Annotated in this window: 13 protein-coding genes and 1 other RNA gene (1 of these 14 cut by a window edge); 1 reads left to right on the forward strand and 13 read right to left on the reverse strand. The window is 43.4% G+C overall.

Going from position 1 to position 15,987, the window contains the following annotated elements:
• The 12 genes from ACSBOP_RS19400 to rpoE form a co-directional block, all read right to left on the reverse strand.
• Window positions 1-252, reverse strand: partial view of a YbaB/EbfC family nucleoid-associated protein gene (locus ACSBOP_RS19400; RefSeq protein WP_442602123.1) — the 5' portion only. The gene continues 60 nt to the left of window position 1, outside the view; the window shows 252 of its 312 coding nt (coding positions 1-252); it begins with the start codon at window positions 250-252; the stop codon falls past the left edge of the window.
• 32 nt (window positions 253-284) lie between these two features.
• Window positions 285-2,081: a DNA polymerase III subunit gamma/tau gene (dnaX, locus tag ACSBOP_RS19405; protein ID WP_442602124.1), complete on the reverse strand. Its 1,797-nt coding sequence runs from the start codon at window positions 2,079-2,081 to the stop codon at window positions 285-287.
• Window positions 2,082-2,147: 66 nt separating this feature from the next.
• The gene (locus ACSBOP_RS19410; protein WP_442602125.1) at window positions 2,148-3,584 is read right to left on the reverse strand and encodes an ATP-binding protein; all 1,437 of its coding nucleotides are present in this window, start codon (window positions 3,582-3,584) and stop codon (window positions 2,148-2,150) included.
• 169 nt (window positions 3,585-3,753) lie between these two features.
• Window positions 3,754-4,018, reverse strand: an RNA gene (ffs, locus tag ACSBOP_RS19415) — signal recognition particle sRNA large type.
• Between the two features lie 129 nt (window positions 4,019-4,147).
• On the reverse strand, window positions 4,148-4,345 hold the full coding sequence (gene rpmE, locus ACSBOP_RS19420) for a 50S ribosomal protein L31 (RefSeq protein ID WP_442602126.1): 198 nt from the start codon (window positions 4,343-4,345) through the stop codon (window positions 4,148-4,150).
• A 95-nt stretch (window positions 4,346-4,440) separates the two neighbouring features.
• A complete protein-coding gene (locus ACSBOP_RS19425; protein WP_442602127.1) occupies window positions 4,441-5,700 on the reverse strand; it encodes a radical SAM protein in 1,260 nt (419 codons plus the stop codon).
• A 12-nt stretch (window positions 5,701-5,712) separates the two neighbouring features.
• Entirely contained in the window at window positions 5,713-7,062 is a 1,350-nt protein-coding gene (gene rho / locus ACSBOP_RS19430; protein WP_442602128.1) for a transcription termination factor Rho, read from the reverse strand.
• A gap of 107 nt (window positions 7,063-7,169) precedes the next feature.
• Window positions 7,170-8,435 carry a UDP-N-acetylglucosamine 1-carboxyvinyltransferase gene (locus ACSBOP_RS19435; RefSeq protein WP_442602129.1) on the reverse strand — a complete coding sequence of 422 codons (1,266 nt, stop codon included), beginning with the start codon at window positions 8,433-8,435 and terminating at the stop codon, window positions 7,170-7,172.
• A gap of 248 nt (window positions 8,436-8,683) precedes the next feature.
• On the reverse strand, window positions 8,684-9,538 hold the full coding sequence (fba, locus tag ACSBOP_RS19440) for a class II fructose-1,6-bisphosphate aldolase (RefSeq protein WP_442602130.1): 855 nt from the start codon (window positions 9,536-9,538) through the stop codon (window positions 8,684-8,686).
• 188 nt (window positions 9,539-9,726) lie between these two features.
• Entirely contained in the window at window positions 9,727-10,113 is a 387-nt protein-coding gene (locus ACSBOP_RS19445) for a response regulator (RefSeq protein ID WP_442602131.1), read from the reverse strand.
• Window positions 10,114-10,229: 116 nt separating this feature from the next.
• Window positions 10,230-11,831, reverse strand: a complete 1,602-nt coding sequence (locus ACSBOP_RS19450; RefSeq protein ID WP_442602132.1) for a CTP synthase — start codon at window positions 11,829-11,831, stop codon at window positions 10,230-10,232.
• 254 nt (window positions 11,832-12,085) lie between these two features.
• Window positions 12,086-12,664 (reverse strand): DNA-directed RNA polymerase subunit delta, encoded by a 579-nt coding sequence (gene rpoE, locus ACSBOP_RS19455; RefSeq protein ID WP_442602133.1) that lies wholly within the window; start codon window positions 12,662-12,664, stop codon window positions 12,086-12,088.
• A 342-nt stretch (window positions 12,665-13,006) separates the two neighbouring features.
• On the opposite strand from rpoE, the gene ACSBOP_RS19460 reads away from it, so the two are divergent.
• Entirely contained in the window at window positions 13,007-14,236 is a 1,230-nt protein-coding gene (locus ACSBOP_RS19460; RefSeq protein WP_442602134.1) for a S8 family peptidase, read from the forward strand.
• 75 nt (window positions 14,237-14,311) lie between these two features.
• Here the strand turns inward: ACSBOP_RS19460 and argS are convergent, their stop codons facing one another.
• Complete coding sequence (gene argS, locus ACSBOP_RS19465; protein ID WP_442602135.1) at window positions 14,312-15,985, reverse strand: arginine--tRNA ligase; 1,674 nt, start codon at window positions 15,983-15,985, stop codon at window positions 14,312-14,314.
• Window positions 15,986-15,987 lie beyond the last annotated feature (2 nt).

Below are 15,987 nucleotides of genomic sequence, written 5' to 3' on the forward strand. Positions count from 1 at the left end.
TTCTTCAGCCTTAGTTAGAGCATCATTCACAGCTGAAAGAACTAGATCTTGCAGCATTTCAACATCTTCTGGATCTACTGCTTCTGGCTTGATTGTTACGCTTAGAACTTTCTTGTGTCCATTTACTTTAACCGAAACAACACCGCCACCTGCAGTACCTTCGATTTCTTGTTGACCCAATTGCTCTTGCGCTTTAAGCATTTGCTCTTGCATTTTCTTCACTTGCTTCATCATTTGGTTCATATTGTTCATGGGTTCATACTCCTCTGCATATTAAAGTTTGTTTACTCGTCTTTGATCGTAACGAGATCCTCACCAAAAAGCTTAAGTGCTTCGTTCACATGGTCCATCTTACCCCCGCTAGCACCTGGCTCATCCTGCGGTTCGAGTTTCAACTCCTCGACCGGGGGAGCTGCTGAAGATTTCGCATCTGCCCAATCTTTAGCCATTGCGGTTACAAGACTTACCTTCTCGCCAAGGATTTCGCTCATCGCCTGTTCGATCAGCAACTTATTGTCCGGCTTCTCCGTCGTATCCCGATGCATGACACTTCGAAATGTAACGAGCAGCGCATCTCCATGATACGCTACTGGTTCGCCGTCTACAAGCCATGCATGAACGGTAATTTTGCGCTCTTTGACAACACTCAAAATTTGACTCCATTTGGAGGCTGCCATGCGTAAAGCGGCGTCATCTCCGCCGCTGACGAACCGGTCGAGCTGCGCTCTCGACCGGGCACTTGCTGCCGCCCCGCCCGATGAGGATGGGGCGCGTCGCCCTGGCGCCCGTGCTCCTTGGGCGCCTGTGGTGGTGCCGGCGCTAAGCGCGGCGCCACCGTTTTGGAGCAGCTGGGTGAGCTGCTCCTCCATGCGCTGGACGCGTTGCGCCAGCGCACCCGCATCTTCGCCGCTACCAGCGGGTGAGGATGCGGGCCTTGACCCGCGGGGCACAGCGGCGGGTGAGGTTTGTGCCGCTGAGGCTGTGCCAGCAGCAGGCTCTTCTGCAGCACACATCCGCAATACAGCAATCTCTAGCAGTGTCTGCGGTTGGACTGAATATTTCATTTCACTGTGATAATGATTCAATGTTTCAACCATGCGCATTAAATGATCGGGCTCAAAATGATGTGCGATGCCACGTAAACGTTCACCATCAAAAACCCGTTCCGTTAATGTGGATGAATCTGGAATCATCCGCAGCAACAATAAATCTCGAATAAAATGCATTAAGCCTTCTGTGCATTTATCTGCACTTTTACCCGCTTGCATAAACCCGTCAATCAACTGCAAGGCTTCGCCAATATTTTGTGTTCGCACAGCATCCAGTACTCGCTCAAATCCTTCGGTTGGTAAGCCGCCTGTCATCGATAGGACATCATCTAATGTGATACAGCCTAGGCTAAATGAAGAAGCTTGGTCAAGCAAACTAAGTGCATCACGCATTCCACCATCGGAAAGTCTCGCAATATAATGCAGCGCATCCTCTTCAACTTCGAGTTGCTCCTGTTCACATACGTATCGCAAGCGTCCGATCTGTTCCGTCAAAGCGACTCTACGAAAATCGAATCGCTGACAACGCGATAAAATCGTCGCTGGTATACGATGTGGCTCAGTTGTGGCTAATATAAATATCACATGGGCAGGAGGTTCCTCTAATGTCTTAAGAAGCGCATTAAACGCTTCTGTTGTAAGCATGTGAACTTCATCGATGATATAGACTTTATATCGAACCTCGGTTGGTGCATATTTCACCTTGTCACGAAGATCTCGAATCTCATCTACACCACGATTAGAAGCCGCATCGATCTCAACAACATCGATAAGCGCCCCTTCTGTCATTCGCCGACATGCCGAGCATTCATTGCACGGCTCTTCAGCTGGACCATTTTCACAATTGAGTGCTTTAGCCAAAATCTTGGCTGTACTCGTCTTACCCGTACCACGTGGACCGCTAAATAAGTACGCGTGTGTGAATCGGTTATCACGAAGCGAATTTTGCAGTGTTTGGGTAATATGCTTTTGTCCGACCACCTCGGCAAATGTTTGCGAACGCCATGTTCGGTATAAAGCGATATGAGTCATAGTGTCCCTCGCAATTCATTGTCAATGTGTTCATTATACTATATCACTGGCTTGGAATAAACCGCGTCATGGGTAGGGGATGCAAATGGTAAAGGTCGTTCCAAAGCCTTTGGATGACACCCTAATCTGTCCGCCTAAATCATGAATAATACGCTGGCAGACAGATAGTCCAAGCCCTGTCCCCTCTTCTTTAGTTGTGAAAAAGGGGTCAAATATCTTATCTATAACATATAACGGAATCCCTGGCCCTGTGTCGTGAATTTCCACACGTACGCTGCGTTCCTGCACGTCCACACGTTCTGTAATACTTAAAGCCCCTCCATCTACCATCGCTTCAATCCCATTTTTACATATGTTAAGAAACACTTGTTTGAGCATTTCCTGATCCGCGATGACATCTGGCAAATGATTCTCTGTCTCATAGGACAATTGCACATTATGAAGTAATGCCTCACTTTGAATAATCGGCATCAGCCCACGAAGCACACCTGTAATGTTGGTTTTTTGGAACTTGGCGTTTTTAGGTTTGGATAATTTCAAAAACTCATTCACCAGTTCATTCACACGGTTAATTTCATCTAACATAATTTCGACATATTCTTGTTCTCTACTCAAACCCAATTGATCAAACGATTTCCGAAATACTTGTAAAAAACCTTTTATTGAAGTGAGTGGATTTCGAATCTCATGAGCTGTCCCGGCAGCAATCTGCCCAATCATCGCCAGTCGATCACTTCGTTCCACTTGTTGTTCCAATGACCTTAGGTTCGAGACATCTTTAAAAATGACATAGGCACCAACAATCACCCCACGTTTATCCCGCAGCACATTGGAATCCAGCAACAGTTCATAACGCTTCTGATCGTTCATCCAAGACATCGCATGATTACGAACAATAACACCGTCTAAGATCGTCGACTGCACAAGGTGATATTCAATTGGTACAGACATGAACACTTCATTCATTGGTTTGCCGGTCACAGCTTCTTTTTCAAGTCCAAGGATTTTACAAGCCACTTCACTAATCTCGACGAGTGTGTAATCGGTATCTACGAGCAGAACGCCCAAATTCACATCCTCTAAAAATGCCCCAGAGAAGCGCTCAAATAAATTTTTGATATTCTCTTCTACGTCTTTTAAAAAGAGCACAAAACCCGCACGTTCCCCTTCAAGCTCAATGACTTTACATTCCTTTACGACTGTTGTTCCTGTTAGCGTCCGGATGCGCAAGTAGTAGGGAACCCCTTTGCCCCCCAGCTCTGTTGCAAGATGACCATGGTTGCACAATTCCTGTAGAGGCAATTCTAATACAACGATATCACTGATCCGAGTCCCGGCTAATTCCGCGGATGAATACCCAGTCAACGTTTCAAAATTAGTATCGCACCTTACTATCTTATAATCCGGATCTACTTGAATCACACCTACATCCGTAATTAAGCTCCAACACCGACTCAAATCTCCAAATGTTAGATGGCCGGGTGAATTACTAGGATTGAACATCAGATCACCTCATTCTTTAAAAAGGGCCGATTGGTTATATTAAAATATAAAGTTCGTTCTAAAGCGCCTTATTCCTTCCTTACATTACCAATTACACAAAAAAACGTCCATTCCAAACCTAAGATAATCTTAGCTCTCGAATAGACGTTTATTCTTATAAATTTATAAACCGTGCACCTATTATTGAATATGCGACCGAAGCGTTCCCTTACAGTTAGCTCAAACCAGGCTGCCCTCCGGCACATGAAACGTCCTGCTTACGGCTGCTTCCTTCCAGACCTGACCGGATTCACAGGGTTCCATTGCGGAGGACCCGACTCTCAACACCACTTATAAAGGACAGACCAACCATCGACATAGCCTCTAATAGGAATTCAACCCCGCTACAGCGGACTGCGGGTTACAGGGCACCGCTACCTCCCCATCTAGCACGGCAAAAATAAGTATAGCTGATTGTCCACCAAATATCAACCTTAGGAGAATTTTCCCTCTGAAGTGACCTAACTTTTCGAACACACTTTAAAAAGAAAAAACCTCCCATAAAGGAGGTTTGATTGTAAAAATTAGATGCCGTATTTCTTTTTAAATTTATCAACGCGGCCACCCACATCAATAAACTTCTGCTTACCAGTGTAGAATGGATGACAAGCGGAACAAATTTCCACACGAAGGTTTTCCTTGATGGAACCTGTTTCAAATGCATTACCACATGCGCAAGTCACGTTAGTAACATGGTACTTCGGATGAATAGCTTCTTTCATTACGTTCACCTCTTTCCGCCCTGGCGTCTTTCTGCGACCCAGAGATAATGGAATTAACTTCGAAATTATATCATAGTTTTTTTGGCATAACAAGCTTATTTGCCGCTTACTTTCTGGAAGAAATCCGGTGTGTGTGTATAAGAACCAATGACCACATCCGGCAATTCTTGCTCAAAAATCTCCATCATTTGCTTCATACCGAGCATCTCTCCGCGTGCTTTCGGAATTAAATTCAGATAACTCTCCGGATCAATGTTCAAGTTACGCATTTGAATGAGCTTCAGTCCTGAACGACGAACAAATTCGATCATCGCTTCTACTTCTTCCTCACGGTCGGTCACACCTGGGAATACTAGATAGTTAATGGAAGTAATGACCCCTTGATCTGTTGCATAACGAATCGACTTTTCTACATTTTTAAGTGTATAAGCCCGAGGTTTGTAATACGCATTATAGTGATCATCTAGTGCTGAGATCGTACTAACACGCATTAAATTAAGACCTGCATCTACTATTCCACGAATGTGGTCGGTTAATCCTGCATTGGTATTGATGTTAATAAATCCCTGTTGCGTATGTTGACGCACTTCTTTAATCGCCTTAATAATAAGAGGCGCTTGTGTAGAAGGTTCCCCTTCACAGCCTTGACCAAAGGAAATAATGCTTTGCGGTGTGCGAAGATGCTCAAGCATCACTTGAACGACATCTTCTTGAGAGGGTTTGAAATTCATACGTGTCTGCGGAGCAGGGAATCCACTGTCATCCGGCTGTTCAGAAATACATCCAAAGCAACCTGCATTACAGGAATAAGATACAGGAACTGCACCTTCCCAGCGGTTTAGGAATGTATTGGACGCCGTTAGGCATTCATATTCAAGTGCACAATTGGATAAGTGCTCGTACAATTTATTGTCTGGATACTGCTCACGAATTCGCTTCACACTTAGCTCAAGCTCATTCACATCACAGTTGCGCGGGTTCCAAGGCTCTGGATCATCCGTACAGCGAGCTGCTACATAAAACCCATCATCTTTCCACACGACAGCTGTATAACCGAAGAGTGGGAAAAGCTGTGTTTGATCTGTCTTTACATAGCTTGGCAGTAGTAAGCGGGTGAAGCCTTGCGGCAACAATGCACCAACTGCTTGTGTGCCATCCAATCGTTCCATTTGGCCCGTTTCAGGATTCAAACCTACCGCATTGGTAAAAGGTAACGATACTAAAGTCGCACCTTCCGGCAATGGAATAAGCTCTTCATCCATAATTTCCACAATCATATCCGCACTACGTGCAAGACCTATAAAATCCGGATCGTCATAAACTTGTCCGGAGTCATCTGCATAAACCAAATTCATAGCGTTACTCCTCTATGATGCCGAATTTTTGACTTTCCCTTCACGCGGCTCTCTGCCTCTTGGTGAACTTCCACTTGAAGAGGAAGAGCTACTACTCGTTTTAGGTGCATTTGTTCCTTTTGGCATCTGAATATTATCTAAGAATTCTTGATTTGTCTTCGTTTCACCAAGCTTCTTAATAAAGTTTTCCGTATATTCGTAGGAATCGTTCATTCCTTTGCGAAGCGCCCAAATTTTATCGAGCTCATCTTTACCTAACAAAATTTCTTCCCTTCTCGTACCCGAGCGACGAATATCGATAGCAGGGAATACACGGCGCTCTGCAAGCTTGCGATCCAAATGTAATTCCAAGTTACCCGTACCTTTAAATTCTTCATAAATAACGTCATCCATACGCGAACCTGTTTCAACTAGGGCCGTCGCCAAAATTGTAATGGAGCCACCCTCTTCAATGTTACGCGCTGCTCCAAAAAAGCGTTTTGGACGATGGAATGCCGCAGGGTCTACACCACCCGATAATGTACGACCAGATGGAGGAACTACAAGATTATAAGCCCGTGCAAGCCTTGTGATACTATCGAGTAAAATGACGACATCTTTCTTATGTTCAACGAGGCGCTGAGCCCGTTCCATAACAAGTTCTGCCACTTTAATGTGATTCTCCGGCAATTCATCAAATGTAGATGCAACAACTTCACCTTTTACCGAACGCTGCATATCCGTCACTTCTTCTGGTCGCTCATCAATTAGCAAAACGAACAATTCAATATCAGGATAATTGGTAGAAATGGAGTTCGCAATTTCTTTAAGTAAGAGTGTTTTACCTGCTTTAGGAGGAGCAACGATCAAACCACGCTGACCAAGACCAACTGGGGCAAGCATATCCATAATACGCGTTGAAAGTGCGGAAGGGGTTGTTTCTAAAGTAACTCTTTCCTGTGGGTAAAGGGGAGTTAAGGCTGGAAAATGAAGACGTTCTGCTGCTGTCTCCGGCTTTTCACCGTTAACGGCTTGCACATTAAGTAGTCCAAAATAACGTTCATTCTCTTTGGGTGGACGGCATTTCCCCGATACCAAGTCACCCGATCGGAGATCAAACTTCCGAATCTGTGAAGCAGAGATATAAATATCTTCAGCACTCGGTAAATAGTTAATCGGTCGGAGAAAACCGAAACCTTCCGGTAAGATGTCGAGGATTCCCTCCATGAACATAAGGCCTCCGCGTTCTGCCTGTGCTCGCAAAATCGCAAAAATTAATTCTTTCTTCTTCATTTGCCCGTAATACGGGATTTGAAATTTCTTCGCTAACGTGTATAGCTCCGTCAGCTTCAGCGCCTCTAATTCGGCTAGATGCATGTCCACTGGATTCAACCACCAAACTATTAAATTTTCTATTCTAGATTACTAGGAAATACTATTCATTGTTGCCGGACAAAACGAGCTTTATTCCGTTTTATCCGTACCGTTTATTATTCTTTAATCGTTTCACGCCAAATTTCAGCGCCCAGTGAGGTGAGATTTTCCACTAAATTATCGTACCCGCGATCAATATATTCAACACCGGTCACTTCTGTTATCCCTCTGCCGCTTGGTACAGTTAAGCCTGCAATAACCAGTGCCGCACCAGCACGTAGATCCGTTGCATGAACTCTAGCAGGGCTTAAGGTAGCACCTTCAATAATCGCAGAACGACCTTCCATCTTAACTTTAGCTCCCATACGCAATAGTTCTGGGATATGTTTAAAGCGGCTACCGTAAACATGATCAGTTAAAACACTGACACCACTGGATTGTGTCATGAGTGTACACATTGGAGATTGCAAATCCGTTGCAAAGCCAGGATACACAAGAGCTTTCACATCCACATGGTTATATTCGGGCTGGCCTACAATCCGAATCGATTCATCCATCTCATAGACTTTTACACCCATTTCTTGCAGCTTAGCCGTAACAGCTTCCATATGTTTGGGAATGATCTGATCGATTGTCACATCACCACGAGTAGCAGCTGCAGCAATCATATAAGTACCTGCTTGAATGCGATCTGGTATGATCGAGTGACGACAGCCATGCATGGTGTCTACACCTTCGATGCGAATGGTCTCCGTACCCGCACCTTTGATATTCGCCCCCATCGAATTCAGCAAAGTTGCTACATCAACAATCTCCGGTTCTTTAGCTGCATTTTCAATTAAGGTCGAACCCTTGGCTCTGGAAGCAGCCAGCATGATATTAATTGTTGCACCGACACTCGCCATATCTAAGTATATTTTCGCGCCGCGAAGTTCTTTCGCCTTAATGTGTAGCGCGCCATTTTCATTCGTAACGATTGCACCTAAGGCTTCAAAGCCCTTAATATGCAAATCAATCGGACGTGGTTCAAAGTTACACCCACCAGGAAGCCCAATAACTGCCTCTCCGAATCGTCCTAATAATGCTCCCATTAAATAATAAGAAGCTCTCAATTTCTTCACATTTCCATTCGGCATTGGAGCTGATCGCATCCCAGATGGATCAATTATCATTTCGTCAGCATGCCAAGAAATCGATGCACCCAGCTCACTCAGAATTTCACCATAAATGGCAACGTCACTTAATTGCGGCAGATTATCCAACGTGACGGTCGTCTCCGCCAAAACAGCAGCAGGAATTAACGCGATTGCGCTATTCTTCGCACCACTAATACGGACGGTTCCATGGAGTGGACGCCCCCCAGAAATCATCAATTTGTCCATTAAATCTATTTCCCCCTAAAGCGCTGCATCACAAAAACAACTATTCATTTTATTCAATCTATCAAAATACCACTTTTTCAACTAGGAAAATATAGAAAACATGCCTGAATACCAAGAAAAACGGTTTCACCGTCTTAAAGAGAAGATTTTTACCTCACTAATAAAAGGGAAACGCATCGGAATCGATGTGTTTCCCATATTTATCAATGACTAGACTTGCTATTCAAACAAGCAGAATCGCTAAGCGATTAAGCTTGATTCTCACTACCGAAGATCTTAATTTTGGATTTAACGACTTCAACCATTGCTTTGCGGGCTGGAGTGAGGTATTTACGAGGATCATACACTTTACCGTCAGCGTTCAATACGTCACGGATTGCTTGTGTACATGCAACTTGGTTCTCTGTATTTACGTTGATTTTACCAACGCCAGCTGCGATTGCTTTCATAAGCATATCGTCTGGTACGCCGGATCCACCGTGTAATACAACCGGTACTGGAATCGCTTTGGATACTTTCTCGATAATATCAAAGTGAATGTTCGGCTCACCAGCATACATACCGTGCGCAGTACCAACAGCGATTGCTAAGCAGTCAACGCCAGTTTCTTCATAGAAACGGATTGCTTCTTCTGGTTTAGCAAGACTTGCATTCTCTTCGTCAACGGAGATATCATCTTCAACGCCGCCGATTGTTCCAAGCTCACCTTCAACGGAAACGCCCATTGCGTGTGCAGCTTTAACAACTTCTTTCGTCAAACGAATGTTATCTTCAAAGGAATGGTGGGAACCGTCAAACATAACGGAACTAAATCCTCCACGAATACATTGCATTGCAACTTCAAAAGTTGATCCATGATCCAAATGTAAAGCAATTGGCAATCCGGATTGTGCTGCTGCAGCTTTAGCAATTGCAACTGTGTATTCCATACCCATATACTTTAGCGCGCCCTCAGATACACCGAAGATGAACGGAGAGTTCAATTCTTTCGCTGCTTCCGTAATCGCTTGCGCAAACTCCAAGTTGTTCATGTTAAACTGACCTACCGCAAATTTGTTGGCTTTTGCTTTTGGCAAAAACTCATTCATAGAAACTAATGGCATGTTCTACTCCTCCTAGTTAAGTGATTGAAATTAAGATTCGTTACCCTCTTCCATCACACTGTGATATTATAACACACATGGATATAAAAGATAACCGAGCCCTTGAAAAACCAATTTTTGGATTTAATACTCCAATATTTTCTCATTAAAAAAGACCCTAATCCATTGACGGAATTAGGATCTTTTTATTATCCAAGCTTGCGTTCAGTAGTTGGCGTCATGAACTGCTCATTAACTGCATGACGTAATTCATCAATATCAAACGGTTTGGTAAAATGTTTAAGCACACCGAGTTCCGTTGTTTCTTTTATCATATCGAGCTCACCATAAGCTGTCATCATGATGACTTTAATTGATTCGTCCATACGCTTGATATGCCTCAAAATGTCCAGACCGTCCATACCTGGGATCTTCATGTCAAGCAAAACAAGATCAGGCGCTTCTCGGCTTACAATATCAAGCGCAAGTCTGCCATTGGAGGCTTGAAAAGTCGTATACCCCTCAGCGTTAAATACTTCCGTTAGCAAGATTCTGATGCCAGTCTGATCATCAACGATCAACAGCTTTTTATTCAATCCAATACCCCCTTGAAACAAATAAACGAACAACCATCACTTCTATCTTATTCGCCATTTACTTCCACTTTCCTCCTGAAAATGTAGGGAGTATTGTATGAATTGTAAAAAAATGACTATCTTTTGCCGTTCAATGCCGCTTTTACAAATTCACGGAACAACGGCTGTGGGCGATTCGGGCGAGATATAAATTCCGGATGGAATTGTACGGCCAGGAACCAAGGGTGATCTTTTAATTCTACAATCTCCACTAAACGTCCATCAGGCGAAGTACCTGAAATCGTAAGACCTGCTGATTCAATCAAATCGCGATATTCATTGTTAAATTCATACCGGTGACGGTGTCTTTCGTATACAAGCTCATCATTATAGCATTGCTCTGCAATCGTACCAGTAACAAGTTTGCACGGATATAGACCCAGACGCATTGTACCGCCAAGATTCTCGATGTCTTTTTGTTCAGGTAACAAGTCAATTACAGGATAAGCTGTTGTTGGATTGATTTCCGAAGAATTCGCGCCTTCTAATCGTGCAACGTTTCGTGCATATTCAATTACAGCTACCTGCATACCTAAGCAAATACCGAAGAACGGAATTTTCTTCTCACGCGCATAACGAATTGCGGATACTTTACCTTCGATACCACGATCACCGAATCCACCAGGAACGAGGATACCATCTACACCCGCAAGTAACTCATCTACGTTGTGATCGTATACTTCTTCCGCATTTACCCAACGAATGTTCACGGATGTATTCGAATCAAATCCTGCATGGCTCAAAGATTCTACGATACTCAGGTAAGCGTCATGAAGTGCCACGTATTTACCAACGATCGCAATTTCAGTCGTATGCTTCAAGTTCTTCACGACATCAATGAGTTTTACCCATTCTGTCATATCCGGTTCTGGAGCAGTTATTTTCAAGTGATTCAATACAATGTCATCCATACCTTGATCACGAAGCATCATTGGTATTTCGTACAGTGTCTCTGCATCACGTGCTTCAATTACAGCATTCGCATCAATATCACAGAATAAAGCAAGCTTGCTCTTCGTATCTTCGGTCAAAGCTTTCTCTGTCCGGCATACGATAATGTTCGGCTGTATACCAATCGAACGCAATTCTTTTACACTATGTTGGGTTGGCTTTGTCTTGATCTCACCCGCTGCTTGCAAGTAAGGAATCAAGGTCACATGAATGTACATCACATTCTCGCGGCCAATATCACTTTTGATTTGACGAATCGCTTCTAAATACGGCAAGCTCTCGATGTCGCCTACTGTACCCCCGATTTCTGTAATGACAACATCGGAATGCGCTTCACGTCCTGCGCGGTAAACGCGATCTTTAATTTCATTCGTAATGTGTGGAACAACTTGTACCGTTCCACCCAAGTAGTCACCGCGACGTTCTTTCGTAATAACTGAAGAGTATACTTTACCCGTTGTTACATTGGAGTTCTTAGACAAGTTAATATCAATAAAACGCTCATAATGACCCAAATCCAAATCCGTCTCCGCACCATCATCCGTAACGAATACTTCACCATGCTGGTAAGGGCTCATTGTCCCTGGATCCACGTTAATGTACGGATCAAACTTTTGAATCGTAACTTTAAGTCCGCGGTTTTTAAGCAATCTACCCAACGATGCAGCTGTAATTCCTTTGCCCAGCGAGGACACGACGCCTCCTGTGACGAAAATATATTTGGTCATTATATTGCCTCCTTAGAAGTTTTGAACATAAGTTCTGAATTTTGTGAAACACTTGTCTTAGTTTCCAGTAAACCGGGGTTACTTAACCAAAAAAACCATAAAAAAACAAAAAAAAGTGACACCCGTAGCGAGACGGGGCACTTTTTTATACATAATATCCGTTATTCTTTTTAAAGCCCAGAACATAGTTTACTCAAAAGCAGGCTGACTGTCAAGAAAACTTATAGCCCAATTTTCAGTACATGAACGATCGATTATTTATCGTCTTCATCCTCGTCATCCGAGTCATCTTCATCATCAGAATCTTCGTCATTTGAATCCTCATCCGCTACTGCTTCGTCGATCTCTTCGTCTTCTTCTATCTCTTCATCGCCAAAGAAAGCTGGGTCTTCCTCTTCTTCTTCAGCTTCTGACTCATTGTCAAATTCATCACGAGGTGAATCAAAGGAATCAAAGCCTTCTGTATCGTAGCTTTCTTCTTCTTCAGCGAAGATATCCTCATCTAGATCGTCGTCTTCATCATTAATGATACGAGGACGTTTGGCACCTGCAACTGCATCTTCACCTTTTTCAACTGGGTACCAGCGCTTCAATCCCCATAGGTTTGCTCCAACACAAGCAAATCGTCCATCGATGTTAATTTCCGTATATAGTTGTGCAATTACATCCATCATTTGTTCAGAGGATAAGCCTTTAATTTGCGCAATTTCTTGCATCAGATCACGATAATAAAACGGAGTATTCGCAGATTTTAACAATTCAAACGCAAGGTCAACCATCGGCATTTCACGGGCTTGATCCTCGGAAATTTTAAGTGTATATGAGTTACTCACGGCAAAACACACTTCCCTTCAACTACATTTATTCATTCGGAGCTATAAGAACTACCTTATCCAATATCTTCATTAAGTAAAACCTATTTTATGTAAAAATGCAACTTCACGCAAGTCATCTCCAAAAAATAGCAAAGCGAAGGTTTCCCTTCGCTTCAGACTGTACCCTGCAGAGACTTTTCTTACGAAGCCCCTCACTCTCAGAGTATGTTGATTTCCTCACCTTGACACGGCTGAAACCTTATTTATTTCATATGGGGCATATCAATCAATCTTGTGTTTGCGCATGTACATACAATGAGGAGAGATTCGACATCCGGTGTAAGGTGGGAGGTGGCTGCAGTGGACCCCGAACCATTTATTGAAACGTTGCATGATGAAATCCATCTCTCAAGCAAAGCGAAAAAAAGACAAATTATTCGCTTTGAGAATACTGAAGACTATGACGCATGTATCGATTTCATCAAAACTTGGCAGGCCCCTCCAGAAGAAAAGCAATCGATTCAAGAACTAAAAATCATTCAAGCGATTTCATGTCCTATTCATTCCTTACAATCACTGATGAAATTTACCCATGCTGTGTCCATTGAGGAAGATAGCACCTTAAGCATCCACTATCAAGCTGATAACTATCATTCTTTCACTAATCAATCCTCAATTAGAAGCCATTTTTATCCTGTCGGTAATCAATTGATCCCATGGGGAGTCAAGCAAGTGAAGGCGCCTCTAACTTGGACTAAAACACGTGGTTCTGAAGTACGAATCGGCGTCATTGATACGGGAGTCGATCCCACTCATCCTGACCTAAAACCATCGATCTATCGAGGTGTGAACTTACTCTTCCCGGGCATGCTTCCAAACGATGATAATGGACATGGCACTCATATTGCTGGAATTATCGCGGGGGCGTCGACGAGAAAAGGTATTCTTGGCGTTGCTCCACAAGCTTCTATTCATGCAGTAAAAGCGTTTGATAGACTCGGAAGTGCTTATGTATCAGATATTATTGCCGGCATTAACTGGTGTGTTGAAAATAATATGGATATTATCAATATGAGCTTTGGAATGTCATCTTACTCCAAAGCACTCGAAAATGCCGTGCAGCACGCTTATAAAGCGGGTAAAATCATTATCGCATCATGCGGGAATGAAGGAAAAAAAGCATCTGTCGATTACCCCGCACGTTTTCCGCAAGTCGTATCCGTTGGTGCTATTACACAATTAAACCGAATTGCCCCTTTTAGTAATAAAGGAAAACGGATTGATATTTATGCACCTGGCGAAAAAATATATTCTTGCTGGTTGAATGGTAATTACAACGAGCTAAGCGGTACTTCGATGGCCACGGCGCACGTCAGTGGAGTTGTCGCTCTCATGCTCAGTACGAAACCAAATCTCAAACCACTCCAAATCAAAAAGACGCTTAAGCAATATGCAGTTACTTTAACAAAAGAAGTAAAAGCATCTGCTGGACAAATTAACGCTAGGCGAGTGATTAATGCCATTACCAAAACACGCAGCTTACAAAAGAAAAAGATTGCTCGCCGCTCAATAGACGGTCACTCCTTATAGAATCCATCCAACATAACAAAAGGCACTGTTTACGGGAGAATCCCATAAGCAGTGCCTTTAATGTTATATCAGTTCCTACATACGATCCGGTGAAGATACCCCAACTGCTCTTAATACGTTGCGAATCACGATCTGTAGAGCGCCTAACAACGCGAAACGCGCTTGCGTCTGCTCAGCATCCTCTGTCATTACCCGCTCCGCTTTATAGTAAGAGTGGAACATGCTTGCAATATCATATACATAACGAATCAAACGATGAGGAGCATAAAGACGTGCAGCTTCCGAAATCTCTTGAGGAAGCTCGCCCATTTTACGAAGAAGGTCGAATTCTGCTTCTGATGTTAAGCAATTAAGATTGACTTGTGACAAGTCGACGATTTCAATTCCTTGCTCTTCTGCTTGACGGAAAATCGAGCAAATACGTGCAAATGCATACTGTACATAGAAAACAGGGTTCTCATTCGACTTAGAAACCGCCAAATCCATATCAAAATCAAGATGAGAATCCATCGAACGCATCGTAAAGAAGTAGCGAATGGCATCGACACCCACTTCATCCATCAAATCTTCCATCGTAACGGCTTTACCTGTACGCTTGGACATCTTTACTTTCTCCCCGTCTTGGAACAAGGAAACCATCTGCGCGATAAGTACAGTTAGCTTAGAAGCATCGTATCCAAGAGTTGTCATAGCCGCTTTTACACGCGGGATATAACCATGGTGATCCGCTCCCCAAATGTTAATCAATTGGTCATAACCGCGCTCATACTTATTGCGGTGATACGCAATATCAGGTGTTAAATAGGTAAACGAACCGTCATTCTTTATGAGAACACGATCTTTGTCATCGCCAAGGTCTGTTGTACGCAGCCATGTTGCTCCTTCTTGCTCATATACATAACCGCTATTACGCAGTGCTTCTAAAGCTTGATCCAGCTGGCCGCTCGTATAAATAGATGTTTCGGAGAACCACTCGTCGAATTGCACACCAAATCTCGCTAAATCTCGCTTGAGCTTATCCAGCTCTCGGGTCAACCCATATTCACGGAAAAACGCTAAACGTTCTTGTTCATCAAGTGCAAGTAAGCTGTTGCCCTTTTCTGATGCAAGCTCATCTGCAAAGCCTTTGATGTCTTCACCATGATAACCGTCTTCTGGCATAGGTACATCTTGACCTAGCGCTTGCATATAACGAGCTTCAATCGAAAGAGCTAAGTTATTCACTTGATTCCCTGCATCATTAATGTAGTACTCACGTGTTACATCATAGCCTGCTAAATCAAGTACATTACATAGCGCATCCCCAACTGCTGCCCCACGAGCATGTCCCAAGTGCAAAGAGCCTGTCGGATTTGCAGAAACGAATTCTACTTGTACTTTGCGACCTTGTCCATCATTAATCTGACCATAACGATCACCTGATTGATAGACCTCGCCTACAACTTGATATAAATAGCTTTTATCCATATGAAAATTAATGAATCCAGGACCAGCAATTTCAACTTTAGCAATATGAGCCTTCTCTTGTTCCAATTTCGCAATAAGCTGCTCTGCAATTACACGCGGATTCTGCTTTGCAATCTTAGTCAATTGCATCGCAATATTGGTAGACAAATCACCGTGTGTTTTCTCCTTTGGTACTTCTAGTACGATTTCTGGCAACTGGTCTGCCGTAACGAGACCTGTGTCTATCACAGCCTGTCCAACTACCTCACGAACCGCAGACTTCACTTGTTCTAACACGTTCATTA

Source organism: Paenibacillus sp. KN14-4R (assembly GCF_052180255.1).
Lineage (GTDB): Bacteria > Bacillota > Bacilli > Paenibacillales > NBRC-103111 > Paenibacillus_AM.